Annotated in this window: 22 protein-coding genes and 1 pseudogene; 5 read left to right on the top strand and 18 right to left on the bottom strand. The window is 62.4% G+C overall.

The window, feature by feature from the left end; all coding sequences use genetic code 11:
• From AC5RUO_RS16580 to AC5RUO_RS16570, 3 genes are read left to right on the top strand one after another with little or no spacing between them, the layout of a single operon-like run.
• Entirely contained in the window at nucleotides 1–693 is a 693-nt protein-coding gene (locus tag AC5RUO_RS16580; RefSeq protein ID WP_494011122.1) for a 3-oxoacid CoA-transferase subunit A, read from the top strand.
• A gap of 1 nt (nucleotide 694) precedes the next feature.
• On the top strand, nucleotides 695–1,381 hold the full coding sequence (locus tag AC5RUO_RS16575; protein ID WP_494104078.1) for a 3-oxoacid CoA-transferase subunit B: 687 nt from the start codon (nucleotides 695–697) through the stop codon (nucleotides 1,379–1,381).
• A gap of 46 nt (nucleotides 1,382–1,427) precedes the next feature.
• Nucleotides 1,428–2,243, top strand: a complete 816-nt coding sequence (locus AC5RUO_RS16570; RefSeq protein WP_494011124.1) for an IclR family transcriptional regulator domain-containing protein — start codon at nucleotides 1,428–1,430, stop codon at nucleotides 2,241–2,243.
• A gap of 242 nt (nucleotides 2,244–2,485) precedes the next feature.
• On the opposite strand, the gene AC5RUO_RS16565 is transcribed toward AC5RUO_RS16570, so the two are convergent.
• The 9 genes and pseudogenes from AC5RUO_RS16565 to AC5RUO_RS16525 form a co-directional block, all read right to left on the bottom strand.
• On the bottom strand, nucleotides 2,486–3,073 hold the full coding sequence (locus AC5RUO_RS16565; RefSeq protein ID WP_494011125.1) for an RBBP9/YdeN family alpha/beta hydrolase: 588 nt from the start codon (nucleotides 3,071–3,073) through the stop codon (nucleotides 2,486–2,488).
• Nucleotides 3,074–3,264: 191 nt separating this feature from the next.
• The gene (locus tag AC5RUO_RS16560) at nucleotides 3,265–3,762 is read right to left on the bottom strand and encodes an HAD domain-containing protein (protein WP_494104077.1); all 498 of its coding nucleotides are present in this window, start codon (nucleotides 3,760–3,762) and stop codon (nucleotides 3,265–3,267) included.
• A gap of 181 nt (nucleotides 3,763–3,943) precedes the next feature.
• On the bottom strand, nucleotides 3,944–4,207 hold the full coding sequence (locus tag AC5RUO_RS16555; RefSeq protein WP_494011127.1) for a hypothetical protein: 264 nt from the start codon (nucleotides 4,205–4,207) through the stop codon (nucleotides 3,944–3,946).
• Nucleotides 4,208–4,316: 109 nt separating this feature from the next.
• The gene (locus tag AC5RUO_RS16550) at nucleotides 4,317–5,141 is read right to left on the bottom strand and encodes an alpha/beta fold hydrolase (RefSeq protein WP_494053219.1); all 825 of its coding nucleotides are present in this window, start codon (nucleotides 5,139–5,141) and stop codon (nucleotides 4,317–4,319) included.
• 724 nt (nucleotides 5,142–5,865) lie between these two features.
• Nucleotides 5,866–6,657: an IclR family transcriptional regulator gene (locus tag AC5RUO_RS16545; RefSeq protein ID WP_494011129.1), complete on the bottom strand. Its 792-nt coding sequence runs from the start codon at nucleotides 6,655–6,657 to the stop codon at nucleotides 5,866–5,868.
• Between the two features lie 118 nt (nucleotides 6,658–6,775).
• On the bottom strand, nucleotides 6,776–7,603 hold the full coding sequence (locus AC5RUO_RS16540; protein ID WP_494011130.1) for a fumarylacetoacetate hydrolase family protein: 828 nt from the start codon (nucleotides 7,601–7,603) through the stop codon (nucleotides 6,776–6,778).
• A 27-nt stretch (nucleotides 7,604–7,630) separates the two neighbouring features.
• Nucleotides 7,631–8,557: a VOC family protein gene (locus AC5RUO_RS16535; RefSeq protein WP_494011131.1), complete on the bottom strand. Its 927-nt coding sequence runs from the start codon at nucleotides 8,555–8,557 to the stop codon at nucleotides 7,631–7,633.
• Nucleotides 8,558–8,594: 37 nt separating this feature from the next.
• Nucleotides 8,595–9,047: a hypothetical protein gene (locus AC5RUO_RS16530; protein WP_494104114.1), complete on the bottom strand. Its 453-nt coding sequence runs from the start codon at nucleotides 9,045–9,047 to the stop codon at nucleotides 8,595–8,597.
• A 126-nt stretch (nucleotides 9,048–9,173) separates the two neighbouring features.
• A pseudogene (locus AC5RUO_RS16525) lies at nucleotides 9,174–10,202 on the bottom strand (FAD-dependent monooxygenase); the annotation flags it as partial.
• A gap of 259 nt (nucleotides 10,203–10,461) precedes the next feature.
• Here AC5RUO_RS16525 and AC5RUO_RS16520 point away from each other — a divergent pair.
• Nucleotides 10,462–12,003 (top strand): FAD-binding oxidoreductase, encoded by a 1,542-nt coding sequence (locus AC5RUO_RS16520; protein ID WP_494104076.1) that lies wholly within the window; start codon nucleotides 10,462–10,464, stop codon nucleotides 12,001–12,003.
• Nucleotides 12,004–12,231: 228 nt separating this feature from the next.
• On the opposite strand, the gene AC5RUO_RS16515 is transcribed toward AC5RUO_RS16520, so the two are convergent.
• Entirely contained in the window at nucleotides 12,232–12,513 is a 282-nt protein-coding gene (locus AC5RUO_RS16515) for a hypothetical protein (RefSeq protein ID WP_494104075.1), read from the bottom strand.
• A 207-nt stretch (nucleotides 12,514–12,720) separates the two neighbouring features.
• On the opposite strand from AC5RUO_RS16515, the gene AC5RUO_RS16510 reads away from it, so the two are divergent.
• A complete protein-coding gene (locus AC5RUO_RS16510) occupies nucleotides 12,721–13,488 on the top strand; it encodes a GntR family transcriptional regulator (RefSeq protein ID WP_494011134.1) in 768 nt (255 codons plus the stop codon).
• Nucleotides 13,489–13,992: 504 nt separating this feature from the next.
• On the opposite strand, the gene AC5RUO_RS16505 is transcribed toward AC5RUO_RS16510, so the two are convergent.
• From AC5RUO_RS16505 to AC5RUO_RS16470, 8 genes are all read right to left on the bottom strand, one after another.
• Nucleotides 13,993–14,805 carry an ABC transporter ATP-binding protein gene (locus AC5RUO_RS16505; RefSeq protein ID WP_494053214.1) on the bottom strand — a complete coding sequence of 271 codons (813 nt, stop codon included), beginning with the start codon at nucleotides 14,803–14,805 and terminating at the stop codon, nucleotides 13,993–13,995.
• Between the two features lie 36 nt (nucleotides 14,806–14,841).
• Nucleotides 14,842–15,603, bottom strand: coding sequence for an ABC transporter permease (locus AC5RUO_RS16500; RefSeq protein ID WP_494011136.1), 762 nt, complete (start codon nucleotides 15,601–15,603; stop codon nucleotides 14,842–14,844).
• A gap of 72 nt (nucleotides 15,604–15,675) precedes the next feature.
• Complete coding sequence (locus AC5RUO_RS16495) at nucleotides 15,676–16,482, bottom strand: ABC transporter permease (RefSeq protein WP_494104074.1); 807 nt, start codon at nucleotides 16,480–16,482, stop codon at nucleotides 15,676–15,678.
• 15 nt (nucleotides 16,483–16,497) lie between these two features.
• The gene (locus tag AC5RUO_RS16490) at nucleotides 16,498–17,481 is read right to left on the bottom strand and encodes an ABC transporter substrate-binding protein (protein WP_494011138.1); all 984 of its coding nucleotides are present in this window, start codon (nucleotides 17,479–17,481) and stop codon (nucleotides 16,498–16,500) included.
• Nucleotides 17,482–18,502: 1,021 nt separating this feature from the next.
• Complete coding sequence (locus AC5RUO_RS16485; RefSeq protein ID WP_494104073.1) at nucleotides 18,503–19,795, bottom strand: NtaA/DmoA family FMN-dependent monooxygenase; 1,293 nt, start codon at nucleotides 19,793–19,795, stop codon at nucleotides 18,503–18,505.
• A gap of 167 nt (nucleotides 19,796–19,962) precedes the next feature.
• A complete protein-coding gene (locus tag AC5RUO_RS16480; protein WP_494011140.1) occupies nucleotides 19,963–21,360 on the bottom strand; it encodes an MmgE/PrpD family protein in 1,398 nt (465 codons plus the stop codon).
• Between the two features lie 9 nt (nucleotides 21,361–21,369).
• Nucleotides 21,370–22,830 carry a 4-hydroxyphenylacetate 3-hydroxylase N-terminal domain-containing protein gene (locus AC5RUO_RS16475; protein WP_494011141.1) on the bottom strand — a complete coding sequence of 487 codons (1,461 nt, stop codon included), beginning with the start codon at nucleotides 22,828–22,830 and terminating at the stop codon, nucleotides 21,370–21,372.
• 128 nt (nucleotides 22,831–22,958) lie between these two features.
• Nucleotides 22,959–24,206 (bottom strand): flavin reductase, encoded by a 1,248-nt coding sequence (locus tag AC5RUO_RS16470; protein ID WP_494104072.1) that lies wholly within the window; start codon nucleotides 24,204–24,206, stop codon nucleotides 22,959–22,961.
• Between the last annotated feature and the right edge of the window lie 148 nt (nucleotides 24,207–24,354).

Genomic DNA, 24,354 nt, shown 5'->3' with positions numbered 1-24,354 from the left:
ATGCTGAACTTCGTAGATACGGTCGATGAGGCTGTGGCCGGGATCAAGGACGGCTCCACGGTGATGATCGGCGGGTTCGGCAATGCCGGGCAGCCGTTCGAGCTGATTGACGCGCTGCTGGAATGCGGTGCCACGGATTTGACCGTGGTGAACAACAATGCCGGCCAGGGCGACCAGGGCCTGGCGCTGCTGATCAAGGAAGGCCGGGTGAAGAAGATGATCTGCTCCTTCCCGCGGCAGTCCGACTCGTGGCACTTCGACGCGAAGTACAAGGCCGGCGAGATTGAGCTGGAGCTCGTCCCGCAGGGCAACCTGGCCGAGCGGATCCGCGCCGCCGGGGCGGGCATCGGCGGGTTCTTCACCCCCACCGGGTACGGCACCATGCTGGCCGAGGGCAAGGAAACCCGCATCATCGACGGCCGCGGCCACGTGTTCGAAACCCCCATCCACGCCGACGTCGCGCTGGTCAAGGCCCTGAAGGCGGACGGCAAGGGCAACCTGGTCTACCGCAAGACCGCCCGCAACTTCGGGCCCATCATGGCGGCCGCGGCCAGGCATACCATCGTGCAGGTGTCCGAGGTCGTGCCCACCGGCGCTCTGGACCCGGAGAACATCGTGACCCCGGGCATCTACGTCAACAGCATCGTCAAAGTGGCCGGCAGCGGCGCCGGCACGAACCCGAAGGCGGCCTGACATGAGCCTCACCGAAACCAGCATCAAGACCTCCGAAATAGCCCTCGGCCGGGATGACCTCGCCCGTCTAGTGGCCCGGGACATCGCCGCCGGGTCCTTCGTGAACCTCGGCATCGGCCAGCCCACCCTGGTCTCCAACTACCTCACCGCGGAACAGAACATCACCCTCCACACGGAGAACGGGATGCTCGGCATGGGACCCGAAGCAAAGGGCGACGAAATCGACGGGGACCTGATCAACGCCGGCAAGATCCCCGTCACCGAACTCCCCGGCGCCTCGTACTTCCACCACGCCGACTCGTTCGCGATGATGCGTGGCGGGCACCTGGACATCTGCGTCCTGGGCGCGTTCCAGGTCTCCGTCACCGGTGACCTCGCCAACTGGCACACCGGCGCTCCGGGCGCGATTCCCGCCGTCGGCGGAGCCATGGACCTCGCCACCGGCGCCAAGGACGTCTTCGTCATGATGACCCTGCTGACCCGCGAGGGCGCCTCCAAAATCGTGGAATCCTGCACCTACCCGCTTACCGGCGTAGGCTGCGTCACCCGCGTGTACACGGACAAGGCCGTCTTCCTCACCGGACCCGACGGCGTCACCGTCCGCGAAACCTTCGGCTGCACACTGGAGGAACTCCAGGAACTCGTCCCCGTTCCGCTCAAGGCCGCACCCGCCGTCGCCGGCGGCTGAGCCCGGGGCGGGAACCTGGCTCTCCACCGCCATAGGATTGGGAACCATGACCACAAGAGCAGCCGACGGCGGCACCCCGGTGGCACCGCAGGCGGGCGACCAGTACGTCCAGTCGCTGGCCCGCGGGCTGGCCGTCATCCGTGCGTTCGACACGGATCACCCGCTGATGACCCTCACCGAGGTGGCAGCCCGGACAGGCCTGACCCGGGCCACGGCGCGCCGGTTCCTGCACACCCTGGTGGAGCTTGGCTACGTGCGGACCGACGGCAAGACCTTCGCGCTCACGGCCAAGGTCCTGCAGCTGGGTTATGCGTACCTTTCGGGATTGTCACTGCCCCAGCTTGCACAGCCGCACCTGGAGGAGCTGTCCCTGAAGCTGGGGGAGTCCACCTCGGCTGCCGTGCTGGACGGCACCGATATCGCCTACATCGCCCGGGTGACCACGCGCCGGATCATGACCATCGGCATCACGGTCGGCACACGCTTCCCGGCGTATGCCACGTCCATGGGCCGCGTTCTCCTGGCGCACCTGCCACCCGCGGACCTGAAGGCGTACCTAGCCGCCGCAGACATCACGCCCCTTACGCCGCGGGCCCTGGGAACCGTCCCGGAACTGCTGGCCGAGCTGGAAACGGTCCGAACCAAGGGCTGGTGCGTGCTGGACCAGGAACTGGAGCTGGGGCTGATGTCGGTCGCCGCACCCGTGTATGACGGGCCCAAGGTGGTCGCTGCGGTGAACGTGTCCCTGCAAGCCCAGCCGGTGGACGCCAAGGCCGACCGGGATGCCTACCTTGACTTCGTGGCGCAGGAGACCGTTGCCACGGCAAAGCTCATCTCCGCGGACCTCACCGCCCGCGGTTAGCGCCCCTTCTTCCCGGTACGAATTACCGTCGGGGACGTTGTTGAAGGAGACGGTCGCATAGTAGTCTCTGCCCAGTCCCGCCAGTCGTGCTGTTCCAGCCGGGTGACATCGTATGGGCAGGCTGTACCCGGCCCGGCGCGCAATCCGTACATTCATGCTAGCTGCCGGCCGGGCAGATCTGCCGCCTCGGCGCCGCATAATGGCCACCAGTGCGGTCTAGGGCTTTCTTTGCCCGGAAGCCCCTACTTGGAGCGAATCAGGTCAAGCAGAGCAGGCAGCCTTGTGATGCCATCTTCTGCCATGAAGTGTCGTGCTCCCGGGTGGACCTGCAGGCGTGCGCTTAGACGTCTGGCGAGATCATCGGATGCTTCCGGCGGCACGAAAGGATCTGTGTCAGAGCGAAGTACTGTTCGTTTCCGAATGCTCGTTGCCATCCGCTCTACGGCAACGTCAGTTGCGAGGAAACCATCGAGTTCCGGCAATGTTTCCAGTGGTTCAGTGAACCCGGCGACCAACACGAGACCGCCCAGCTCCCATGGTTCCGGCAGGGTCTCGAGTACCCGTAGGACGGTGACCACGCCGAGGGAATGTGCCACAACCACTGTTGTCGCATCCGGCATTCCGAGTGCCGTGCTGACTGCGTTCTCCCAGGCTGCTTTGTCAGGATTGTCCGGGTTGGGGAGTGGAACGACTGTGACTTCTATGTCTTCAGCTTCGAGGGCGCTTTGAAGCCAGGGGAACCAGTTTGCATCCGGAGACGATTGGTATCCGTGGACGATGACGACGCGCTGGACGGGTCGAACCGGGACATTACTGGTTGAGGCGTTCATAGGCAAAGACTCTAGAGGGTTCAGCTGGCATCCCAGTTATGCGCGCGAATACCGCCACCGTACACCCGCCTCGCGTAGGCGCCCCGGAGCTTAGATTGCGCTGCTTCTCCATTCGACGCTGACGGTACACGTCGTTACCCCTTCAGTCGTGACCGTTATGCGCTTGGCGTGGGGGCGTAATCCGGCTGCTGTCAGGGTGCATGGTTCCGTTCCTCGTCGTTGATGAAAACTTGCACTGCCACGACGTGGGCTTCTGTCAGGCCCTCTTCAGGGTCAGGCTTCTCCAGCAGGACGGGTTGGTGGTACTGGTGGGCCCAGTCGTGCACGTCAGCCTCTAGTGCGTCGTCGATCCATACTATGGCGTCCCAGTCAGCGCCGCCTTCGGCCTCCATTTTGTTCAACCACCTGGATACTGACCCCAGTTTGGGCGTCTGCTGGTCCTCATCGTCCGGCTCCGGCATGATCTCCACGCGCAGCGGTTTCACCTCAAGCTGTAGCTGCGCTTCGAGGCTGTCCACAAGATCCTCATTTGACGTCGATACCCACGCGAGCGTCCCCTTGGTGGCGAGCCGACGCACCAGGGCAACCTTTAGATCAGAGAGCTGGGCATGCTTCCCATCAGACTTGTCACCCGGCTGAAGCTTAGGGTTGAGCACGCCGTTGATATCTAGGAGGATGATCGGTTTCATGACCGAGACCATAGCCGCTCCGCAGGCAGGAGGGTAGTCTCCAGGTCCTACTTTGCCCGTTCTCAGTGGCGGCTGCCGCCACTACGGGGTTTGACGCCGGTCACTCACCAAAACCTTTTCGATCGCCGATGATTTATCTTTTTGCGGAGCCTGAGGATTCTGTGCGCGCTTGGGGGGTGAATCAAGCTCTGATCCCCGCTGCCTTCTCGTGCTTTACGGCATTGCGTAGGGCAGTGTTTTGTAGGCGGTGGTTTTGTTCATGGAGGAATTGGTGTGTTTTGCTGCCTTTGCCTTCCCGCCAGTTGATGTAGCCGATGGCGGTGAGGACGGGTGCCTGGTGTTGGGGGCTGGTGCGGGTGTAGGCGTGCAGGAGCAGTTGTTGCGCCCATTCGATGCGGAACCAAGCGGGTGCGCCTTCGGTTCGGGCGAACAGGGTGCGTTGCATGGGTTCGTCCAGGCCGGGGATGTCTGCGATGAGCCTGTCGCGGATGGGCGGGAACTGGAGGTTTGCGCCAGGACGTGGGAGTCGTCGTCGCTGGGGAAGGCGGCGCCTGTCACAAGCGGGTGCCGAGGTAGTGCATGATCGCCCTGGCCGTTTCCTCCGGAGCGCTAACGTGGGGGCAGTGGCCGGTGGCCTGAAGCTGCACCAGGGTGCTGTGTTCCAGATTCTTGTGCAGGTAGGCGCCCACTTCCGGCGGGGCAAGCCGATCGTCGGAGCACTGCAGAATCAGGCAGCTGGTCCGCACCTTTTTCAGTTCAGCGCGGGTGTCGGAAAAGAAAGTTACCCCGGCGAAGTGCCGCGCGATGGCGGGATTTGTCCGGCAGAAGCTGACACGCAGGTCCTCCGCCAGTTCCGGCTCCTGGGGGTTGCCCATCACCATGGGCGCCAAGGCTGCGGCCCAGGCGAAATAGTTGCTGTCCAGAGATGCGAGCAGGCCCTCGATGTCTTCTCGCGAAAATCCGCCCACGTAGCCGTCGTACGGGTCATCCGTATGGCGGGGTGAAGGAGCAAGCAGGACCAGGTGGGAGAAACGGTTGGGGTCCTGCACTGCGGCGATCACGGCGATCATCGTGCTGACGCTGTGGCCCACCAGGATGACGTCCTCAAGTTCAAGGGCGGCGCAAATCTCCAGCAGGTCTGAGGCGTAACCATCCAGGGACCCGTACTTCTCCCAGTCATAGGCGCTGATATCGGAGTGTCCTGCACCAACATGATCAAAAAGCACAAGACGGTATTCATCAACGAAATAAGGCAGCAGCTTCTGCCACATAGCCTGATCACAGCCAAAACCATGGGCAAACATCATCACCGGCCCATCATCGCGGCCCAACATGGTGACATTGTTCCGGCCAATAACGGCAGCAGCTGCTTCGATCACGTTCTCACTGACCCTCGCGATACGGTGGTGTCCTGTCCCAGATACTATCCACGGGAAATTGAGGATCCCAGGGATCCTTCCACTATGACCTTCAAGGTGCCGTCGATCCAGCCCTTGGATGCGAAGCGGCGTACGCGACTACTCCGACAGGGACCATGTTCGCCATCAGAGCGTTGACGGGTCGTCGCGGGCGTCCCACGTTCGGTCAGCACTTGGAGAATGCCTGCGTGAAATCAGCAAGCGCCCGTTTGGAAAATGACGATTTCGCACCTTTTGTTAGCTGTGGCAGAGGGCCCAGGATGCGGCGGCCGGGGAAGTACTTGGTTAGTTTCCGAAGACTCCTGCCGTGCCGCCGTCTAAAAGAGCTGCGACGGCCGACCTCGGGATGGCTTCCGGAGTTGCTCTAGCTTGGATAAAGGGGGCTGTGCACATTGTCCACACCTTCGGGCTTGGATTGGCTGCCAGAGGCGTCTCGGGCAAGCCAGCCCTGGCAAAACTTTTAGCCGGGGGCGACAACTTCCCGTTGTGCCGTGCCGGGCACGCAGCATCACCTTGGGGTCTAGGACTGGCCCAAGAATACCGAAAACTGAATCGCTGAAATCGACGGCGCGGGCCGGTTTTCAGCCTTGTCCAACCTCGTCGCGTCGGACGCATTCGATGTAGCAACCACATAAGGACAGAATTTGGCGGGGATCGCGGCGAAGAGCGATGGGGGCCTGTTTTATTATCCGGCGGTGATACGAAGGGTGTTGCTGATTTGTTCGGCCGAATCCCGGACGGCCTTGATGATCTCCTGGCGTTCTTCAGCGTCCACGCGGCTGCCCAGGGCCACCACGCTGACACCGGCGGCGACCTCGCCGCGCGGATCGAAAATGGGGGCGGCGATGCCGAGGGCGTCGGGATCGACCTCTGCGTGGGTCATCGCGTAGCCAGCCGCGCGAATCTCATGCAGCCGGGCCAGGAGGTCTTCCGGCTCAGATAAGGTGCGTTCGGTGAATCGTGGCCGTTGAATGGCGTCAAACAGCTGGCGGGCCTCGGCGTCGTCCAGCCATGCGAGCAGGACCAGCGCCGAAGCGCCAGCTGTCAGGGGCAGCTGGCTACCGCGCTCATAGGAGATGCGTAGCAGCTGGCCCGGGGGTACTTCACGCTCGAGGCATACGACGGAAGTTCCGGCCCGTCGCGTGAGCAGTACTGCCTGTCCGAACCGATCGCACAGCGCACGCATCTGAGGCAGCGCCACCTCGGACAGCCCGTAGCCTTGTCGGGCCACGTGCGCCAATTCAAGGATCCGGAGTCCCAGTCGGAAGCCTCCGGCGGGCGACTCTTCGAGGAAGCCGCGCGAAACCAGTGACTCGAGGTACCTGTAGGCCGTGGACCTGGCCACTGACAGTACTGCGGCCACCTCTACGGCGGAAACCGAGAACTTCGCCTCGTTGAACATCTCGAGGATGGTGAGTGCACGGTCCGCTGTGCTGTTGCGGTCTCGATATCCGCTGGTGGAAGCATGTGAACTCATGTGCCTTAGCTTATCGATAAGCCGATCCGTGATCGGAAGCCTGGACGTCGTCTGGTTTCGCTGGGCACGGCCCTGCGGCCTGGTGCTGTTCGTGCAGCCACCAGGCCGCGGGAGGTCTCTACAGGGCTTCGGCGACGACCTTGTTGGTTACCCGGCCGATGCCCTCGATCTCGACGGTGACCGTGTCGCCGTCGTGCAGGAATATCTGAGGGTCGCGGCGAAAGCCGACGCCGGAGGGGGTGCCGGTGAGGATTACGTCGCCGGGTTCGAGGCGGGTGAACTCCGAGACGGTTGCTATCAAGCGCGGGATGCTGAAAATCAAGTGCGACAGGTCGGACTTCTGTACGACTTGGCCATTGAGCGTGGTGCTGATGCCTGCGGAGGTGAGGTCCACCTCCTCCGGCGTCACGACGTAAGGGCCGATCGGGGTGGAGTTGTCCCAAGCCTTGCCCTGCATCCACTGGTGCGTCTTGTACTGGTAGTCGCGCATGGTCACGTCGTTGCAGACCGCATAGCCCAACACGTGTTCCAACGCGTCCTCTTCCCTGATGCGGCGGCCGGTCTTGCCGATAATGACGGCGAGTTCGCCTTCGTAGTCGACCTGCTGCGCCTCAGGCGGCAGCACGATATCGTCGGTCGGGCCGATGAAGCTGGAGGCGTATTTGGGGAACATGACGGGGTAGGTCGGTAGGTCCCGGTTTGTTTCCTCGATATGCGACTTGTAGTTCAGCCCCACGCAGATGATCCGTGCGGCCGAGGGGGAGGCCGGCCGCAGTCGCACCGCCTGGACGGCAACTTGCTCGTCGTCCAGCAGGGCCGCCCCGCGCAGGACCTCCAGGGACGTGTTCGGGCCGATCTCCGTGATGCCTTTGAGTGGAACCAGGAAGTCGCCCTGGACCTCACCGACCCGCAGGCGGCCGTCGTGTTCGTAGTTTGCGTATGCCATGAGAGTTCCTTACTTCCTTTGGGATGATTAGTTGGGCTGGCTTACCTTGCGCCAGTTCGGCAGTTGGCCACCCCAGAGGTTTACGCTGTTGGCAATCGGTTCCCAACGGCGCGGGACGTAGGTGGCGCGGTCGTCGTAGAACTTCTCCATCTCGGCGGACAGCTCGATGTGGTTACCGGCCGGGTCATCGAAGAAGACGAAGAGATTGTTGCCCGGACCGTGGCGGCCCGGGCCCCAGGCAACGTCCACGTTGAGTTCGGTGAGGCGGTCGCACCAGACCTTGAAGTCCTGCCACTCCGCAAGGTCGTAGGAGTAGTGGTCGATGTCCCCGCCCGCTCCGACGTACACGACTGCGAGGGTGTGGTGGTCTTTGTCCGAACGCAGCCAGCAGAACTTTCCGTCCTGGAGCTGGTCGGAGATGCGGAAACCAATCACGTCGGTGTAGAAGGAGACCAGGCGGGCGACGTCGCCGGTGCCCAGCGTGGTGTGCTGGAACTTGATCGGGCGGCGGCCGGTGTCGGCGGTGTTCTCTCCCTGGCGCTGGACCTGGGTATGGAAGTGGACCTCGGTGCCGTCCGGATCGGTAACGGCGATGCCTTCGGGCTTGCCCAGGGGGGCGGTTATGTAGGAGGTGTCGAGCTCGCGCAAGTCGTGCCCTGCGGTCTCGAGGCGTTCGCGGATGCCCGCCAGACCGTCGGCATCGCGGACCTCGAAGCCGTAATAGGCCAGCCCCTTGGGGCCTTCGATAAGGTCGAGGACGTGGTGGCCGTCGCCCCAGCCGAGGCGGACGCCGTCGGGCAGCTCCGCGTGGCGGACCAGGCCGAGGACCCGGCCGTAGAAGGCCTCGACCGCCTCGACGTCGGGGACACGGAAGCCGATGTGGGAGACCGTGGTTTCACCCAGGGCGCCGGCGGCGCCCTTTTCCCCGAGGATGACGCGTGCTGGACGTTCCATGGTGTTTCCTTCGTTCAGTCGGTGGGTTTAGTAGGTTCTAGCGGGCAGCGGTAGGAAGTAGCGGGCCGGACAGCTGCAGTGAGGCGGTTTTGTCCAGGACGGCGGGCAGTTCTGCTGGGGCGAACACCGCGGAGGTGAAGCGGTCCGGGCGGAGGAGTACGAAGTACCCGCGGTAGCCTTCGAATTCGCGGTAGAGCGAACCATCCAGGTCGATTAGCAGCCCGTCGACGTCGGCGTTGCGCGGCTGGATGTCGTCAAATGGGATGTACCAGCGCGAAGCGCCGAAGCGCTGTGCCAGTTGGTTGGCCTCCGTCCAGTCCCCTGGGACCACGTCGACGCCGAACAGCACCCAGCCGTCGCCGACGATGTGGTCCATACGTGCGGTGGTCCGCGAGCTGGTGTCGAACACCAGCGGTTGGCCGATGGCACGTCCGGCGTTCTCGGTGACCGTCAGCTCCGAGTCGAACTGGGCGACGGGGCGGTAGCGCATTTCCTCGAAGAAGGCCCGGCCATCATCGGTGGCGAGTGACTCGCGGATGATCGTGTCACGGTGGCGGGCCAGCCGCTCGGATGTGCTCATCACGACGCTGCCCAAGCGGACGGACTGCGCGATGATCGCGCCGGCGTGGGGCTTGCGCTCGGGCTCGTAGCTGTCGAGAATGCTGTCCGGCGCCTTGCCTTGGATGACCTCGGCGACCTTCCACGTCAGGTTCGCGGCGTCGCGGATTCCCGAGTTCAGGCCTTGGCCCGCAAATGGCGGCATCATGTGGGCCGCGTCGCCCAGCACGAAGAACCTGCCTGCGCGGTAGCGGTCAGCGTTGGCAGCGTTGAAACGGTAGTTGGTGGCGCGTTCGACCTGCTGAGGTTCGATGCTGCGGTACGGGGCCACCAGCTTCTTGATCAATTCAAAGTCCGGGGCATGGCCCGGTTCTCCTTCGCCGTCGAAGAGCCGGAATTCGTAGCGGCAGCGGCCGTTCAAACCTGGAACGATCACGTGCGGGCGGTTCGGGTCGCCGTGGTGCATCCCGTAGCGCTCAATGTGCGGATCCTCGAGGGTGTCGGCCACCAGCCAGACGTCCGAATAGCTGCGACCGGACATCGCGTTGTCCATTACCAGTTCTCGGACGATCGAACGGCCCCCGTCTGCGCCGAGGGCGTAGCGGGCGGCGATAGTTTCCGTACCTGCCGGGCCTTCGGTGGTCAAGTAGGCGAAGGCATCGTCCTGCTCTACGTGCGTGACCTTGGTGTTGTACTCCAAGGTCACCAGATCGTGGTTGATCAGGCCCTGGGCCAGGACTCTTTCAAGGTCGGGCTGCGCAAAGGGGTTTTTGAAGGGGTGGCCCAAACGGTAGGGGATCGCGCCGCGGGCCTGGAACATAGGACGGTTGTCGGCGTCGTAATAACGGGTTCCGGTTCCCGGCACAATGATGCTGGAAATTTCCTGGTCGATGCCTGCCTGCTGGTAGGTCCGCAAGGCCTCGTCATCGATGCTGATGGCCTTCGGTTCCTCGCTGGTGCCGGAGCGCATTTCCAGGACCATCACCGTGATTCCGCGTGCGGCCAGCAGCGCAGCCGTCGTCATCCCGACCGGCCCCGCTCCAACTACCACTGCATCCGTGCAGCGTCCCACCTTGCGTTCGTTCATCTGGATGTCCTCTCTCGAACTGTAAAGCAGCCTACGAGCCGCATGTCCTAATATCAAGGACTTCAGTCCTGATAATCAGGAAAGTTTGGACCGATAGTCTGCAGTTGAGCACAGATTGAGGGGTTACACCAGAATGGACATTTTACTTAACAATGCATTCCGGTGATGATTGTGGAATACCTTCGGCATGCCGCTTCGGCTGCCAACACCTATCCGGCACCGTTCAGAATGCCTGCCGGACCGGACTCTCAGGAGCACCATGACCGCCACATTCCTTGATAGGGCCGCATCCATCGTTGGTGAACAGAATGTGGTCCGGCCGGGGGGCGAGAGGGCATACGCTGACCCATTTCCGCTGCACACCGGCCGCGACGCGGTCGCGGGCGTGCGCCCCGGAAGCGTGGACGAGGTTCAAGAGGTTGTCCGTCTTGCCAACGAGACGAGTACGCTGCTTTGGACGGTCTCCCGGGGCAAGAACTTGGGTTATGGGGGGTCGGCGCCCCGCACCCAGAACCAGGTCGTCTTGGACCTGAGCAGGATGGACGCCATCCACCAGGTAGACCCGGAGTTGGCTTACGCGGTCATCGAGCCCGGCGTGACTTTCTTCAACCTCTACGACCACATCCAGGAGAACAAGCTTCCCCTGTTCGTCTCCGTGCCAGCCCTGGGCTGGGGGTCCGTTCTCGGCAACGCGTTGGACCGCGGCTACGGCATGTCTCCGTATGGAGACCACGTCCAGCAGCTGTGCGGGCTGGAGGTAGTCCTGCCGGACGGGTCTCTGCTTCGCACCGGTATGTGGGCGCTGGAGGACAGCCCGTTGGCCAATGTCTTTAAGGGCGGTTTCGGACCCAACATCGACCAGCTGTTCACCCAATCCGGCCTCGGGATCGTTGTGCGCGCCGGCCTCTGGCTGATGCCCTGGCCCGAGGTCTTCGCCTCCGGTGACATCACGGTAGACCGGGTGGAGGATCTTCCCCAGCTGATTGACACCATCGCTGATCTGCGCCGGCGCGAGGTTTTCCAAAACAACTGCCTGGTCGGCAACGTAGTGCGTGCCGGGACTATGCAGGGCCCTCGGTCCACTTGGTATGAGGGCAAAGGATCCATCCCCGACGATGTCGTGGAACAGATGCGCGACAAGATGGGCATCGGGCACTGGAACGCGCGTTTCGCCCTCTACGGGGATCCGGGCATGGTCCGCGAACGGCTGCGTATCATCGAGGCTGCCTTCGACGGTCCCGGATTTCAAGTGCAGGCACGTATATATGAGGGCAAGGACGGCCAGCCTGTCACCTACGACGACATTGACCCGAAGGACCATACGACGATGGCCGGAGTCCCGTCTCTGAAGGCCTACGACACCCTAGGGTGGTATGCCGAGGACGGCGGCCACATCGACATCGCACCCCTACTGCCCGCTCGCGGCGATGCGGTAATGGATTTCTACAACGTGGTCAAAGCTCTTTACACTAAGTACGGCTTCGATCTCTACATCGGCTACCACATCTACGCCCGGCACCTAGTGCACGTCACCATGATCTTCTTCGAGAATGGCAACGAGGAGCAGCTGGCTCGGGCACGCGCACTGTACGAGGAGGTCCGGCAGGCCGCGGCTCGCCGCGGCTACACCCCCTACCGGGGCCACATCGACAATATGGACGACATCGCCGCCGAGTTCTCCTTTAACGATCATGCGGTCCTGCGCTTCCAGGAGACCCTGAAGGATGCCTTGGATCCCAATGGAGTCGTGAACCCCGGCAAACAGGGCGTTTGGCCGGCCCGGCTGCGCGAGCAGCGCTAAGTCGGCGACACGAGAGGAAAGCAGCTGCCTATCGGACAGGCTCTTTTCAGGGCCTTGTCTACCGATACCAACACCGGTACCGGTGCCGGGGTCGCCTGGCGCGATCTACCGCCTGCGTTCGGCCCTAGGGGACGGTGTGGAAACGCCACCGGCGGTTCAGCCAAGACGGCAACATGCTATTGTCCCAGCACGCACGGTGCGCCCACTGACAATCGCATGCCCAGGCGGTCACCACGGCTCTAAACTCCGGTCGAGGTTGTAGACGCTGCGCCGACCCGACTGCCATATCGCCAGAGGCTCGATTAGGGTCGTGGCGGCGTTCTTGAGCGCATCGGTGATGAGATCGGTAGGCATGCGATCGCCGGTGGACCAGCCCGTTTTCTTCAAGTAACAGTCGATGACAGTGGTGTGGTGGACAAACCCTGCACAGGTTGGATGAAGGTGATCACCGACGAACTTCACCCCGGGCGCTCGGCGGCAAGAATAGCTGCTGGCCGCGTCGGCCGGCATGGTTTGCGCCCCAGCCGTTTCGTGATCGGGGGTGCCACCGGGGCCGGCCCGGGGGAGCTGATTGATGTGGGGACAAGACCAGCCGGAGATTGTTCTGGGCCACCAGGAAGGTAACGCCTGTAGCCACGAGTACAGGGGTTCTAGCAGATTTGGACAGCCACGGACAAGAATGCACAGATTGGTCTGCAATACACAAAAGTGGGGAGCGTGACATCTTTGCGTAATTTAAAGTATATTGCAGTCATGGCTCGAAGCGGCACTTCCGAAACCCTCAGCACCGGCTTACGCGACCGGATACGCAAAGACATCCTGGCGGGGCGCTGGCTCCCGGGGCAGAATCTTCAGCTGATGCCCTTATCCAAGCATTACGAGACCTCCAGCACCGTCGTGCGGGAAGCCCTAACCCGACTCTCTGGTGACCGGCTGGTGGAGCTCAAGCCGAATCGTGGCTTTTTCGTTCCCCAGATCTCGCTCGATGAGCTGCGGGACTTCAACGAGCTGAGGTGCCGCGCCGAGGAGTTCGGCATCCAGCTCGCCATCGAGCGGGGCGACCTGCACTGGGAGTCTGAAGTCTTCGCCGCCCATCATATGCTGGAGCGCATTCCACGCTTCTTGGAGGGGAGCCTGGAGCTAAACCCTGACTGGGTCGAGGCCCATGACAATTTCCACAAGAAGATGCTCTCGGCGTGTGGGCTGCCCGTACTGATCGACCTGACCTCCGTGCTGGCCGATGAGAACTCCCTGCATCGACGCTGGTCGGCGCCTTCGCAGAAGTCTGTGAGCCGCGACATGGACCAGGAGCACCGAGAAATTCTGCAGGCAGTGGTGGATCGAGACGCCCAGTTAGCAGGACGGTTACTGCGAGAGCACTACACGAAGTCCATGAATAACATCCTCGAGGTGGGGTTCCTTCCGGAGGCACAGCGAATCGCCCAGGCTGAAAGTCTGTTGGATGTGGCGCAGACCCCAGCTTGATTGTGCATCCTCATCCCCATGCTCCAGAGGTACCGTCCGTGCCCCGAACCCGTGATTAGCGGAAGGGCTTGCAGCCCAATGTTTTCTTTCGCAGATACGTTGGACCCCAGGATCCGGACATCATCGGGGATGATCTTCATATTTTTCCTGCCTGCCACGTAGGCATTAAGGGGTCACACTCATCAGGGCAAGGGCACAACATCGCCGCCCACAGTGTGTCGAGCGCACCGGAGCTTTCGTGGAGTCCCCACACGGACCTGGAGCAGATCTATGACGAGGAGCCCCTGCCCATCTATCTGGCCGGGCGACGACCGGGCATTAGCCAGGAAGGGATCGATCTATGATTTCAGTGAGTATCGCTCGCATGGCATCGGCCCGGTCGAGGAGGCCATCACGGTCAGGTGAAACGGCTGCGAACACTGTCGCAACCTCCTCACCTGCGCACATCGCACCTGTTCCGACGGCCGACCTCACGCCCCCACGTAAGCGTTTGGACGCCCGGCGCTACTTGCGGAGTCGGGTCAGGATGCGCCCGCGGGCGTCCTGGAACCGCGGGTCCGCCTTGGTGGCAACTTGATCACGGTGCGTGCCGAATCCGGTCTCGATCACGTCCACGACGGTCGCTGGCTTCTCGGCGATGACGATCACCCTGTCAGCTAGATAGATGGCCTCGTCCACGTCGTGAGTGACGAGCATAATCGTCACTCCGAGCTTCTCCCGGAGGTCGATCACCAGGTCTTCGAGGTCGAAGCGTGTTTGCGCATCGACGGAGGCGAACGGCTCGTCCATCAGCAACACTTTGGCGTTGTACGCCAGTGCGCGGGCTATGGCCACACGCTGCTGCATGCCACCGGACATCTCCCACGGGTACTTGTCCCCTTGGCCTCCCAGCCCTACGGCATCGAGGGCCTCGTCTGCGGCCTTGTTGCGCACGGGCTTCTTCTGGCCGCGCCCTTGCAGCGGGAAGGCGATGTTCTCGCGGGTGGTCATCCACGGCATCAGGGATCGTGAGTAGTCCTGGAAGACTACTGCCACATCACGGTGCGGTCCATCGAGGATACCCCCACTCACCATGACTTGGCCGGCCTTGGGCTTGAGCAGACCGGACAGGCCTTTAAGCAGAGTCGTTTTGCCGACGCCGGACGGGCCGACGATCGAGACGAACTCCCCGTTGCCGACAGTGAGGCTCAGGTCCTCGATGATGCACTTCTCATCAGCACCCTCCCCGTAGCCCAGCGAGAGGTCTGTGACGCGCAGCAGGACATCTCCGCTGATGCTTGTCAGCGTACCGGCGGAGACGCTTTCGGTGTTAGACATGGTTCAAACTCCTTGTAAAAGACGTGTCGTGGCCCATCAGCGGGCGCCGGATTTGTAGTACCAGGCCAGGATCTGCCTGTCGATAAAACTGAAGCCGATCACGAGGATGTAGCCGATGACACCCACCAGCAGTGCCCCACTCCAAGTCTCCGGGATCTGGAAAGTGCTGGAGGAGTTCAGGATGTAGAAGCCCAATCCGACGTTCGAGGCGAAAAGCTCGCTGACTACCATGACGACGATGCCGATTGGTAGGGCTACGCGGATGCCGGCGATGATCTGGGGCATGGCCCCGGGCAGCACCACACGACGGTAGTAGAGCATCCGCGGGATACCGAAGACGCGGGACACTCGTCGCGCCCCGACCTCCACGCCCAGACTTCCATCGATCGCGTTCAGCAGGATCGGCCAGACGCAGGCGAGGGCCACGGCGTAGATCTTCGAGGTCGAGCCCAATCCGAAGATGCCGATGATCAGCGGAACCAAGGCCGACTGTGGCACGGAGCGCACGAAGTGTATATAGGGGTCGAGAACCAGCCGCAGTCGTTTTGTCTCGCCCAGGATGAGCCCCAGGGCCACGCCCACCACGCTCGCGATCAGCAGACCTATCGCCAGGTTGAAGAGACTCGCGCTCATGGCCTCGAGCAGTACGCCGTTGGTAAGGTCCCGGACCATAACGTGGAGGATCCGCGAGAGCGGGGGAACGAACAGGTTGGTGCTGTTCGCCGAGGCGAACCACCAGAGGACGATTAGTAGGACGGGCAGCCAGAGCCACCACAGCACGTTTGTCAAAGTTCTCATAGGATGCTCCCGGACGGTTCGGGGTTGATGCACTGGAGGTTATCGGAGGGGGAGGTGCTGATCGTGGAAGGGTCAGTCATCACTCTGCCTGTTCCATCGGAGCAGCCGGCCCTCGGCCCGGCCCAGTAGAGAGGCCACAAGCCAGCCGAAGATGCCCGCGAAGAACAAGTAGGCGAACGCGTTGTCCCAACGCTCTGCTTCCTGGGCCAGTGTGATCAGTCGTCCCAGCCCTGGCACCTGGGTCAGGACCTCGACTCCGACTGCGGCCAGGATCGCGATGGACGCTGAGATCCGCACGCCGGTAGCGATGAACGGCATGGCTGCCGGCAACAACACTCTGCGGAACCACAGGCCCCTCGGGATCTGAAAGACCTTCGCGGTGGATACGATGCCCGGATCCAGTCTCCGCGATCCGAGGATCGACTGCACCAGCACGGGCCAGACCGCGGCCAGCACCACCATTGTGATCTTCATGTTCGTGGTGGCACCCAGCACCAGCATCATCACCGGCATAAGCGCGATGGTCGGGAAGGCGCGGCCAAACTCAACGATCAAAGCGGTTGAGCGGTCCAGCGGACGGATCGTCCCGATCAGCAGCCCCAGGACGACGCCGATTGCACAGGAGAGCAGCCAGCCCGCCGAGGCGGCGAAGAGCGTGTGGCCGAAGCCGTCCCAAAAGTTCGACGTAGTGACCACGGTAGAGATGGAGGTCAGGATCTCGGGGATGCCGGGGGTGATCTTGGGTAGGATCCCGCTCATCACGGCCAGTTGCCAGATGAGCAGGATCGCTGCCAGGGCAGTCATTCGCTGGAGGGTCAGCGTCCAGTCAATGCTCGGCTGGCGGCTGAACGCCATTGGGGTGGTTGTAGTTGTAGCCATAGGTCACATCTCCGCTCAGGCGCGGGGAGTTCCTTCCCACAAGATCTCGTCAACGCTCTTGGGGCTGGAGATCATGCCGAACTCCTCCAAAGCGTCAGTTGTTTTCTGTGACACCTCGGGATCGACTGCCACCTGCTGCTCAACCAGCGGGCCCTTGGAATCCTCGATGGAGTTTCCGGTCACCTCGCTGCGCACCTCGTAGACGGCGTCCACGTTGGCCTCGTCGTTGTAAAAGTCAACGGCCTTGGCCATGGCTTCATTGAACTTCTTGGCCGTCTCTCCATTCTGCTGTAGCCATGGGTCCGTGGCGGCCCACAAAGTGATGCCGAGCCCGGCGCGATACTCACGGGAAGGATTGGCAATTACGTGAAACGAGTCATCGGAGATGACCTGGTTGTAGAAGCTGTCCGACGGGAAGATGGCATCCACCTGGGAACTCGACAGCGAGGTACGCATCGAGGCATAGGGCAGTGCGACCTGCTTGACGCTGTCCAGGTTCACGCCAGCGTCAGTCAGAGCCTGCAATACCGGGACGTTGCCTCCGGAGCCGAGAGAGTTGAAGGCGATCGTCTTGCCTTCCAATCCGGACAGGTCGGTGATGCCGCTGTCCTTGCGTACAACGACTCCGGAGGTGTCGACCACCTTCGAGATGAGACCCGCGCCGGAGATCAGCTTGATGGGGAGGTCCTGAGCAGTAGCGGTCACGGCGGCGTCCCAAGAAACCGTGCTGATGTCAGCCGATCCTCCTACAAGCTGGCTCAGGTTGTCCTGGGCCGTGCCGCCAGGGCGGATCTCCACATCCAAGCCGACCTCATCGAAGAACCCTTTTTGTTCGGCGATGTACAGCGGCTCGTAGTTAATGGGTGCATGCAACACGGTGATCGTCTTCCCCGCGGCGGACTCAGCGGCGTCGCCTCCACAGGCCGTGACCGCCATGACACCTGCACACGCCATGGCAAGAGCAGTCCAACGGGGCACCATACGGTTCATCTTCTTCATGCGCCTATTTCTCCTGATTCCAATATGACTAGATATAACACTCTCGTGGAAAGAATGCATAACCCACACCATAACGTAAAAGTGAGCTACTGCACAGCACTTTTCGTGAGGCACGTCATAGTGGTCCAGCAGCGACAGCAAAAGTGCGTGTAGAAGGGCGTGCTGGCCAGTCGGTTTCGGCGAGGTTGTTGCCCCATAGCGACAGGATTGCAACCAAGTCCAGCGGATTAGATGTCCCGGCCGCGCACCGGGCCGTGGCGATGCCCGGACCCTGGGAGCCTCCACAACCTGGTAGTCGGATGTATGACGGTTCCGGTGAGCAGCGCGCCGTAACTGCCGGCCCCTTTAATGGCCCAGAGAGGCCCCGACGTCTCCTCCGTGCGGTTAGCTACCCGCGTTTGTACTTGATCTGCCCGTGCGCGTGTCCGTGAACCGCTCCGTGCCCAGATGCTCAGCGGCGGCGGCATGCACAGCATAGGTGTGGGTGAGGGCGTGCGCGTCCACGCCGATGACGAAGGGGACAACAGGCCACAGGGGTCATTGTGATGCGGGGTTCATTCCTCGCAAACGGGTAGATATTCCTGGTTGCGGTACGGCCGGCGCCGCCCGGACGAAGTTCAGTCCGAGGCATTCCTGTATGGGTCACAGTCCTGAATCAGGGCTGGGCAGCCTTCTGATCAAGCGGTCGGTGTGACCCGAGCAGGCCGCCGGTCGCCATCCCCAAAGCAGGGGAATTCGGAGCCAGCCCTCCAAGCCACCGGGTCCGGCCCGGCGGGAGTTGATCGCTGATTAAGGCACGGCTTGCGGGGCCATGAATAACGTCGATGCCGTGAGGAAAACGAAGGTCGCAGGCCTTGCACCGGCGTGGCTCAAGTCGGCCGACCCTGGTGGTACACGCACTAACGGCTGCAGCGCTTATCTGCTGCTGGAGAGACTGCTTATCTGCCCATAAGCCCACCCGGGCACAGACAAAGTCCGAGCCCAGCGGCTGGAGCGCGGCGGCAGTTTCGATTAGAGCAGATCAGGCAGCAGGACGAGGTAGGCCGAAATGCTCGCGCAAGGTAGTTCCCTCGTACTCTGTCCGGACGTAGCCGCGGTCCTGCAGCTCCGGAATCAGCAGGTCGCACATCTGACGCATACCGCCCGGATTGTAGGGCGAGTTTAGATTGAAGCCGTCACAGGCTCCGGACTCGAACCAGTCCACCATGTTGTCCGCAATCGTCTGGGGCGTGCCGATGATCCATTGGTGACCGGCTGAACGTGCCATGTCAATGATCAGTTCGCGCAGGGTCATATTCTGGTCGATGACCTTGCGCCGGTACACGTGGTAACGGCTTCCCAGTTCCGGCTCATCTCTTAGCCACTCGGAAGGGATCGTGTCGTCATAGTCCAACAAGGACAGGTCCAGTCCGGCGAGGCCGGAGGAGACCTGCTGTCGCCCGTACTCCAGATTGACGTAGCTGCCCAGCTCTTCGGCCAGCTCCTCTGCCTCCTTCATGGTGTTTCCGATGATCGGAAGGATGCCGGGCAGTATTTTGGTGTGGTCAGGATCCCGCCCCTTGTCCGCCAGCATCTTCTTGAACTGGGTATAGAACTCGACCGAGCGTTCCTTGACTGGTTGGGCGGTGTAGATCGCATCGGCCACCGAGCTTCCCAGCTCCAACCCAGGGCCCGAGGATCCCGCCTGGACGATCACCGGGTGGCCTTGGGGGGATCGTGGGCCAGGGGCCGGACCCTCCACCTGGAAGTACTCGCCCTTGTGATTGATTCGACGTACGTTGGTGGGATCGATGAAGTTGCCAGAGGCCCGGTCGCTGATGACGGCGTCATCACCCCAGGAGTCCCACAGCGCTTTCACAACGTCCGCGAACTCTCGGGCCCGGCGGTAGCGTTCGGCCGGTTCGGGGATCGCGTCGAATCCATAGTTCTGGAATCCGTCGAAGGAGGTGACCAGGTTCCACCCGGCACGTCCCCCGGACATGTGGTCGACGCCTGCGATCTGGCGGGCCACCGTGTACGGGCTTTCGAAGGAAGTCGACATGGTGCCAATCAGCCCGATGTCGGTGGTCCGGGCGGCAATGGCGGATAACGTGGAGATCGGCTCGAAGTAGCCGTTGGTCTTGATGTCGCCGCGCAGTGTGGGGTTGGCATTGGCGATGTCACCCAAGAAGACGGCATCAATCTTGGCCTTCTCGGCCATCCGTGCAAGCTCGACGATGAAGTCCAGATTTGGGACCTCCTCGATTCGGCTACCGTCCCGGCGCCACGAGTCTTTGTGGTGGCCTGCCGGGATGAGGAATGTTGTCAGCGCCATGCGGCGAGTGGGCTTCGCAGTCATTGTGCGGTAGGCCTTTCCCTTGACGTCGGTGGTGTCTGCCAGGAGCGGACACCCTGGATAGGTGCTCAATTTGGGCTGGGCCGCCAACGGTCCTGCAGACCCTCAGATCAGTGGACACCGTGGTGTGTCTGGTTCGTTCGTGGTCAGCGGTGTCCGGCCGGCTCCGCCAGCAGCGCGACCAACTCGGACAGGTCCTCCAGCTGTTCCAAATGGTGGACCAGCTCCAGCACACGGTCAGCAATGGAGTCCTCCAGAGTTCCGTTCCACGCGATGTTGTTACGGAACTTCGCCTCGATGCGCTCACGGCCCAACGGGGCGAAGTGGATGTCCCCAAGGACCTGGTCGACACGAATTCGGTGGCGATCACCGGAGACGAGCCGCGCCTCGACCTCGGCCGTTCGAGCCTGTTCCCGGGGCAGCGAACCGACGATCTCAATCTTGTCCAGCGTCCTCTGCAGCGCTGGATCGCGCATGTGCGCCTCGTTCATGTGCTGCAGTCCAACGGTTCCGTACATCAGCGCCGTGGCGACAGCGAACCTGATACTGAAGGCGCCGGAGACCTCCGGGCAGCTTCCAACGGTAAACTCCTGCCCGACGAACCCGGCCTTGGTCTGCGGATTCACATGGATCTCGATGCTCTCCACGTCGTCGGGAGTGAGTCGATGCGCCTCGACCAGTTGCACCGTGGCATCCAGCGATGCCTGGCTCGCCCGGCAGGTCGGCCACGGCTTAATGACGGCGTCGGCGTAGAACTCCTGACCCAGACCATCGGTGATCTTCTCGGGTTGCGGCGCGGCGCTCCACTGGGCAAGGAAGCCGAAACGTCCCCCGATTGGGTCTTCTGGCCCCCCGAACCCCGTCCCGGCCAGCTCAGCGGAGAACACGGCGTTGCGAGCGGACAGGGAGATCGGCAGCTTGAACGCCAGGGTCTTGTCATTGATGTTGTCGATGGTCCCGGAGACCTGGTTGATGGCCAGACCGAGTCCGTGGTGCAAGGTGGCAGCGTCCTGCTTCATAAGCAGTCCGGCCGTGGCCACGCCGCCGAGAGCATTGATCGTCCCGGTGTTGTCTCCGCCGCCGTAGACGTCGAAGCCGGTGGCATGACCGAGCCTGGCGGCCAGATCGTCCCCGTAAATCAGCGCGGTGAGCAGGTCCCGGCCACCGCGTCCGCGTGCCTCGGCCACGGCAAGCGCCACCGAGACGGTAGTGCCGGTGATGTGCGAGGGGATCTGCACTCCCTCGGCGTGGTCAGCCCCGACCGGCTCGAAATCGTATGACCTCATCAGCGCCGCATTGGACAGTGCGGCATGCATCGCGGGCACCTTGGCGCCTGTGGTCAGCACGGTCGCCTCTGGACGGCCACCCCAGCCGGTGACCAGGTCGATCAATGAGGAGCTGCCCTCAGCCTGAGTCCCGGCGGCAATCAGCCCCAGAGCATCCAGGACGCGCGTCTTGGCCCGGTCTACCGCTTCCGAGGGCAGCGATTCAAAGTCCGCTGCCGCCAGATGGTCGGTCAGGACCGCCGTAAGTGTCTTGTCCATGGCTTTGGATCACGCCTGGCCTGCGGTCGGAAGCTTCTGACGATCGAGGAACTCCCACACGGTTCCCTTGTCTCCGTTGCGCTGTCCCTTGATGTGCTCAAGCATGCGCGCGCGTCCGACCGAACCGAGGTAGAACCGCTCATACAGCTCGATACGCGAGCCCAGGGCCGAACCGGCGAAATCCCAGGCAGTTCGGAAGATCCGGGAACGTTCCTGGGCGCTGATGTCCCCCGCTCCCGGAAGGTACTTCTCGAGCATCGAAGCCAGCTCCGGATTATCGAACGCCGCTAGGGAGGGGGTGGCCAGCAGATTGTGCGACCCGACAGTTTTGATGATGTCGTTCACCCGGATCATCCACTCCGGCATGATCGTGCGCACCACCCCGATGTCATCGTGCACAAAGTAGGCACCACCGCCCCAGTTATGGGCTCGGCGCTCAGCGGAGTCGATGATCGCCCGGGTCATCACCAGGAAGCTGTGGACCTCACCGAGCATAGTGATCACGTCCTGACGCGCATTTGACCCAGTGACCCGAACCATCTCGGTGAGCAAATCATAGGCAAACTCCAGCTTCACCGCGGCACGGATGGCCGTCTGCTGCTGTGTACATCCTGTAGCGGTTCCCTGATTTACCGAGTTGTAGAGATCCAGCTCGCCATCAATGAAGATGCGGTCATGCGGGATGAGCACGTCGTTGAATATGACCACCCCGTCCTGCTCGTCAAACCGGGACGAGAACGGCCGGTCCTCGCGGGAGGCATCCACACCGTAGTGATCACGGCAGATAATTGCGATGCCCTCGGCCTCCACGGGGATGGCGAAAGACAGGGCGTACTTCTCGTATCCGGGCTTGATGGGAGTTGCCGGGTAAACATAGATCTCATCGGCTATCGGGCCAAGGGTCGCCAGAACCTTCGCGCCGCGCACGATCACGCCCTCATCGGTGCGGTCCACTACCTGAAGAGTGAGGTCGGCGTTGGCCCCGTCCAGCTCACCGATCGATTTGTCGATGTTGGCGTGGACGATGGTGTGCGTCAGGGCCAGATCGTTCTCGGCCACGTACTTCTGGTACGCCTTGATACGCTCGAAGTACACCGTGGCGGAGGCGGCCTTCTCCCACAGATCTGTGCGTGAGACGTGTCCAGCCAAGACCACATTCACGTAGTCGGGAGTGCGGCCGAGCATGCCCATGGAATAGCGGGCGAACCGGTCAAAGGCACGGTGCCGGCGCTCGATGTCCTCTTGGTTGGCGGGACGCAGGTGAGATACAGAGATCAGGTCGCCGGTGTCGGGACTCTCGAACAGGCAGTCGTCCCAATGCTCCCACTGGTAGTCGAAGTACTCGGCCATTCCCGCAAGGGAGCCGGCGAAGTCCGGATGTTCAGTGACATCGATCTGCTCGCTTCCGTACCAGACCTTGCGTCCGTCCTTCAGTCCCGCTAGGTATTCATATCCACGTCGTGCTCCCACTGAGCTCTCCTTTATCTCTGACGTTGGCTGAGACACAGATCGCATAAGCGAGCCCCCGATCGTTCTCATGTGTGGTTGTTCTGTTGCTGACGGCATCCGGCCGGCTGCTCCGCCGGCCTTGCGATGGCTCAGGCCGAGCGCAGGCCGGCTGCGGCGTACCGCCGATAGTCCCTGGCAGCCGGACCCGCCAAGGTGCGACTGACTTCTGCTGCTGCCTCCTGAAGGGCCGACGCCCATCCCCGGACCGTGGCTACATCCACACCAGAGGGCAGGTTGCCGAGCCGAATAACAAGTCCGGAGTTGGTAGGTTGGTCAGCCTCGGGGGCGAAGACCGGTACGACCACGGATGCCAGGTCGATATCGGTCTCCCCCTCGTCCAGCGAGCATCCGAAGTACTGGCGGCTCTGTGCGATGGTGGTGCGGACCGCGCGATCACGGGCGGGCGTCAGCTCAGCGTCGGCCCACTCGGCCAGGGCCTCACTGAGTGCGTCATAGCCGGCCGGATCCTGGTCGATGCGGGAGATGGCGTATCCCTGTTCGCGCACGCGGGTGAGAGCCTGCCGATAAAAGGTGATGACATCCTCGTCCTGCGGGAAGATCCGGCCCAGCCAGGCATCGACCTGGTCTGGGCTCCATGCCACCGCCGCCTCGCCCAACGGCGGGATCAAAGGAATCCGGACGCCGATGCGTTCGTCAGCGTCGGTGTTGCCGCCGTACGACGTGGCACCGATCGTTTGGTCCAAGGAACTGATCTGGACCAGGGCTGCGGCGGAGCAGCCGAACCTCTGGGCAAGTGCGTCGAGCTGCGGGCGAGTGGCCTCGGCCAGCCGGACCGCCGAAATCAGCGACTCGTCCACGTGAGCGGACAGGCCGGTGGTCGAGAAGCCGCCGTAGCCGCCTTGGAAGAACAGCAGCGGGGTCACGCCTCGGTCGATGGCCATGTCGTCAACCGAGACCAGGGTGATGTAGTGGTCACCGGCCTCCACCTCCTCGGTGATACGCCCATGGATATGCGCGACGGCGCCGTCGATCATGGGGGCGCCTGAGGGCGAGAGAGTCCATCCGACCTTGTCGAACTTCTCCGGATCCTTGGAAGCCAGAGTGCGGCAGGCCTGCATCTGGTAGTGGGCGAACACGGAGATGCAGACGTGGTCTGCTCCACGCAGTTTCGGGTAGGTCGATGACGTGGTCATGGGCATGAACGAAACCAGCGGCGGCTCCAGGGAGACTGAGCTGAAAGTGCCCACCACCATACCCACGGGGGCGTCGTTGACCATGGCTGAGACCACGACGACGCCGGTCGGGTAATGGCCCATGACATCGCGGAATGCGCGGGGGTCGAATTGTGGCGTCTGGTCCACCCTAGCAATGCTCATGGTGTGCTCCTGGGAGAGTGTTCGTGTGTTGTCGGCTTCCCGGGCAGTTTGCAATATCTGACCAAGAATATATTTGAGACACTCATGAGGATAGTCCGTTCGCCCCTCGGAGTCCACCACCAGTTTTTTCGATATGGGTTCGCGTTCA

Source organism: Arthrobacter sp. Y3221087 (assembly GCF_059089905.1).
Note: the sequence above shows the minus strand (reverse complement) of the source record. Positions and strands in the feature narration are given on the sequence as shown.

What these genes read in the sequence shown, in the direction of transcription:
- AC5RUO_RS16520 (WP_494104076.1), top strand. Translation starts at nt 10,462, where the DNA reads ATGACCGCCACATTCCTTGATAGGGCCGCATCCATCGTTGGTGAACAG.
- AC5RUO_RS16530 (WP_494104114.1), bottom strand. Translation starts at nt 9,047, where the DNA reads ATGCGCTACCGCCCCGTCGCCCAGTTCGACTCGGAGCTGACGGTCACC.
- AC5RUO_RS16500 (WP_494011136.1), bottom strand. Translation starts at nt 15,603, where the DNA reads ATGAGAACTTTGACAAACGTGCTGTGGTGGCTCTGGCTGCCCGTCCTA.
- AC5RUO_RS16560 (WP_494104077.1), bottom strand. Translation starts at nt 3,762, where the DNA reads ATGAAACCGATCATCCTCCTAGATATCAACGGCGTGCTCAACCCTAAG.
- AC5RUO_RS16480 (WP_494011140.1), bottom strand. Translation starts at nt 21,360, where the DNA reads ATGGACAAGACACTTACGGCGGTCCTGACCGACCATCTGGCGGCAGCG.
- AC5RUO_RS16535 (WP_494011131.1), bottom strand. Translation starts at nt 8,557, where the DNA reads ATGGAACGTCCAGCACGCGTCATCCTCGGGGAAAAGGGCGCCGCCGGC.
- AC5RUO_RS16575 (WP_494104078.1), top strand. Translation starts at nt 695, where the DNA reads ATGAGCCTCACCGAAACCAGCATCAAGACCTCCGAAATAGCCCTCGGC.
- AC5RUO_RS16580 (WP_494011122.1), top strand. Translation starts at nt 1, where the DNA reads ATGCTGAACTTCGTAGATACGGTCGATGAGGCTGTGGCCGGGATCAAG.
- AC5RUO_RS16545 (WP_494011129.1), bottom strand. Translation starts at nt 6,657, where the DNA reads ATGAGTTCACATGCTTCCACCAGCGGATATCGAGACCGCAACAGCACA.
- AC5RUO_RS16505 (WP_494053214.1), bottom strand. Translation starts at nt 14,805, where the DNA reads ATGTCTAACACCGAAAGCGTCTCCGCCGGTACGCTGACAAGCATCAGC.
- AC5RUO_RS16485 (WP_494104073.1), bottom strand. Translation starts at nt 19,795, where the DNA reads ATGGCGCTGACAACATTCCTCATCCCGGCAGGCCACCACAAAGACTCG.
- AC5RUO_RS16495 (WP_494104074.1), bottom strand. Translation starts at nt 16,482, where the DNA reads ATGGCTACAACTACAACCACCCCAATGGCGTTCAGCCGCCAGCCGAGC.
- AC5RUO_RS16515 (WP_494104075.1), bottom strand. Translation starts at nt 12,513, where the DNA reads ATGCCGGCCGACGCGGCCAGCAGCTATTCTTGCCGCCGAGCGCCCGGG.
- AC5RUO_RS16570 (WP_494011124.1), top strand. Translation starts at nt 1,428, where the DNA reads ATGACCACAAGAGCAGCCGACGGCGGCACCCCGGTGGCACCGCAGGCG.
- AC5RUO_RS16565 (WP_494011125.1), bottom strand. Translation starts at nt 3,073, where the DNA reads ATGAACGCCTCAACCAGTAATGTCCCGGTTCGACCCGTCCAGCGCGTC.
- AC5RUO_RS16470 (WP_494104072.1), bottom strand. Translation starts at nt 24,206, where the DNA reads ATGAGCATTGCTAGGGTGGACCAGACGCCACAATTCGACCCCCGCGCA.
- AC5RUO_RS16540 (WP_494011130.1), bottom strand. Translation starts at nt 7,603, where the DNA reads ATGGCATACGCAAACTACGAACACGACGGCCGCCTGCGGGTCGGTGAG.
- AC5RUO_RS16555 (WP_494011127.1), bottom strand. Translation starts at nt 4,207, where the DNA reads ATGCAACGCACCCTGTTCGCCCGAACCGAAGGCGCACCCGCTTGGTTC.
- AC5RUO_RS16490 (WP_494011138.1), bottom strand. Translation starts at nt 17,481, where the DNA reads ATGAAGAAGATGAACCGTATGGTGCCCCGTTGGACTGCTCTTGCCATG.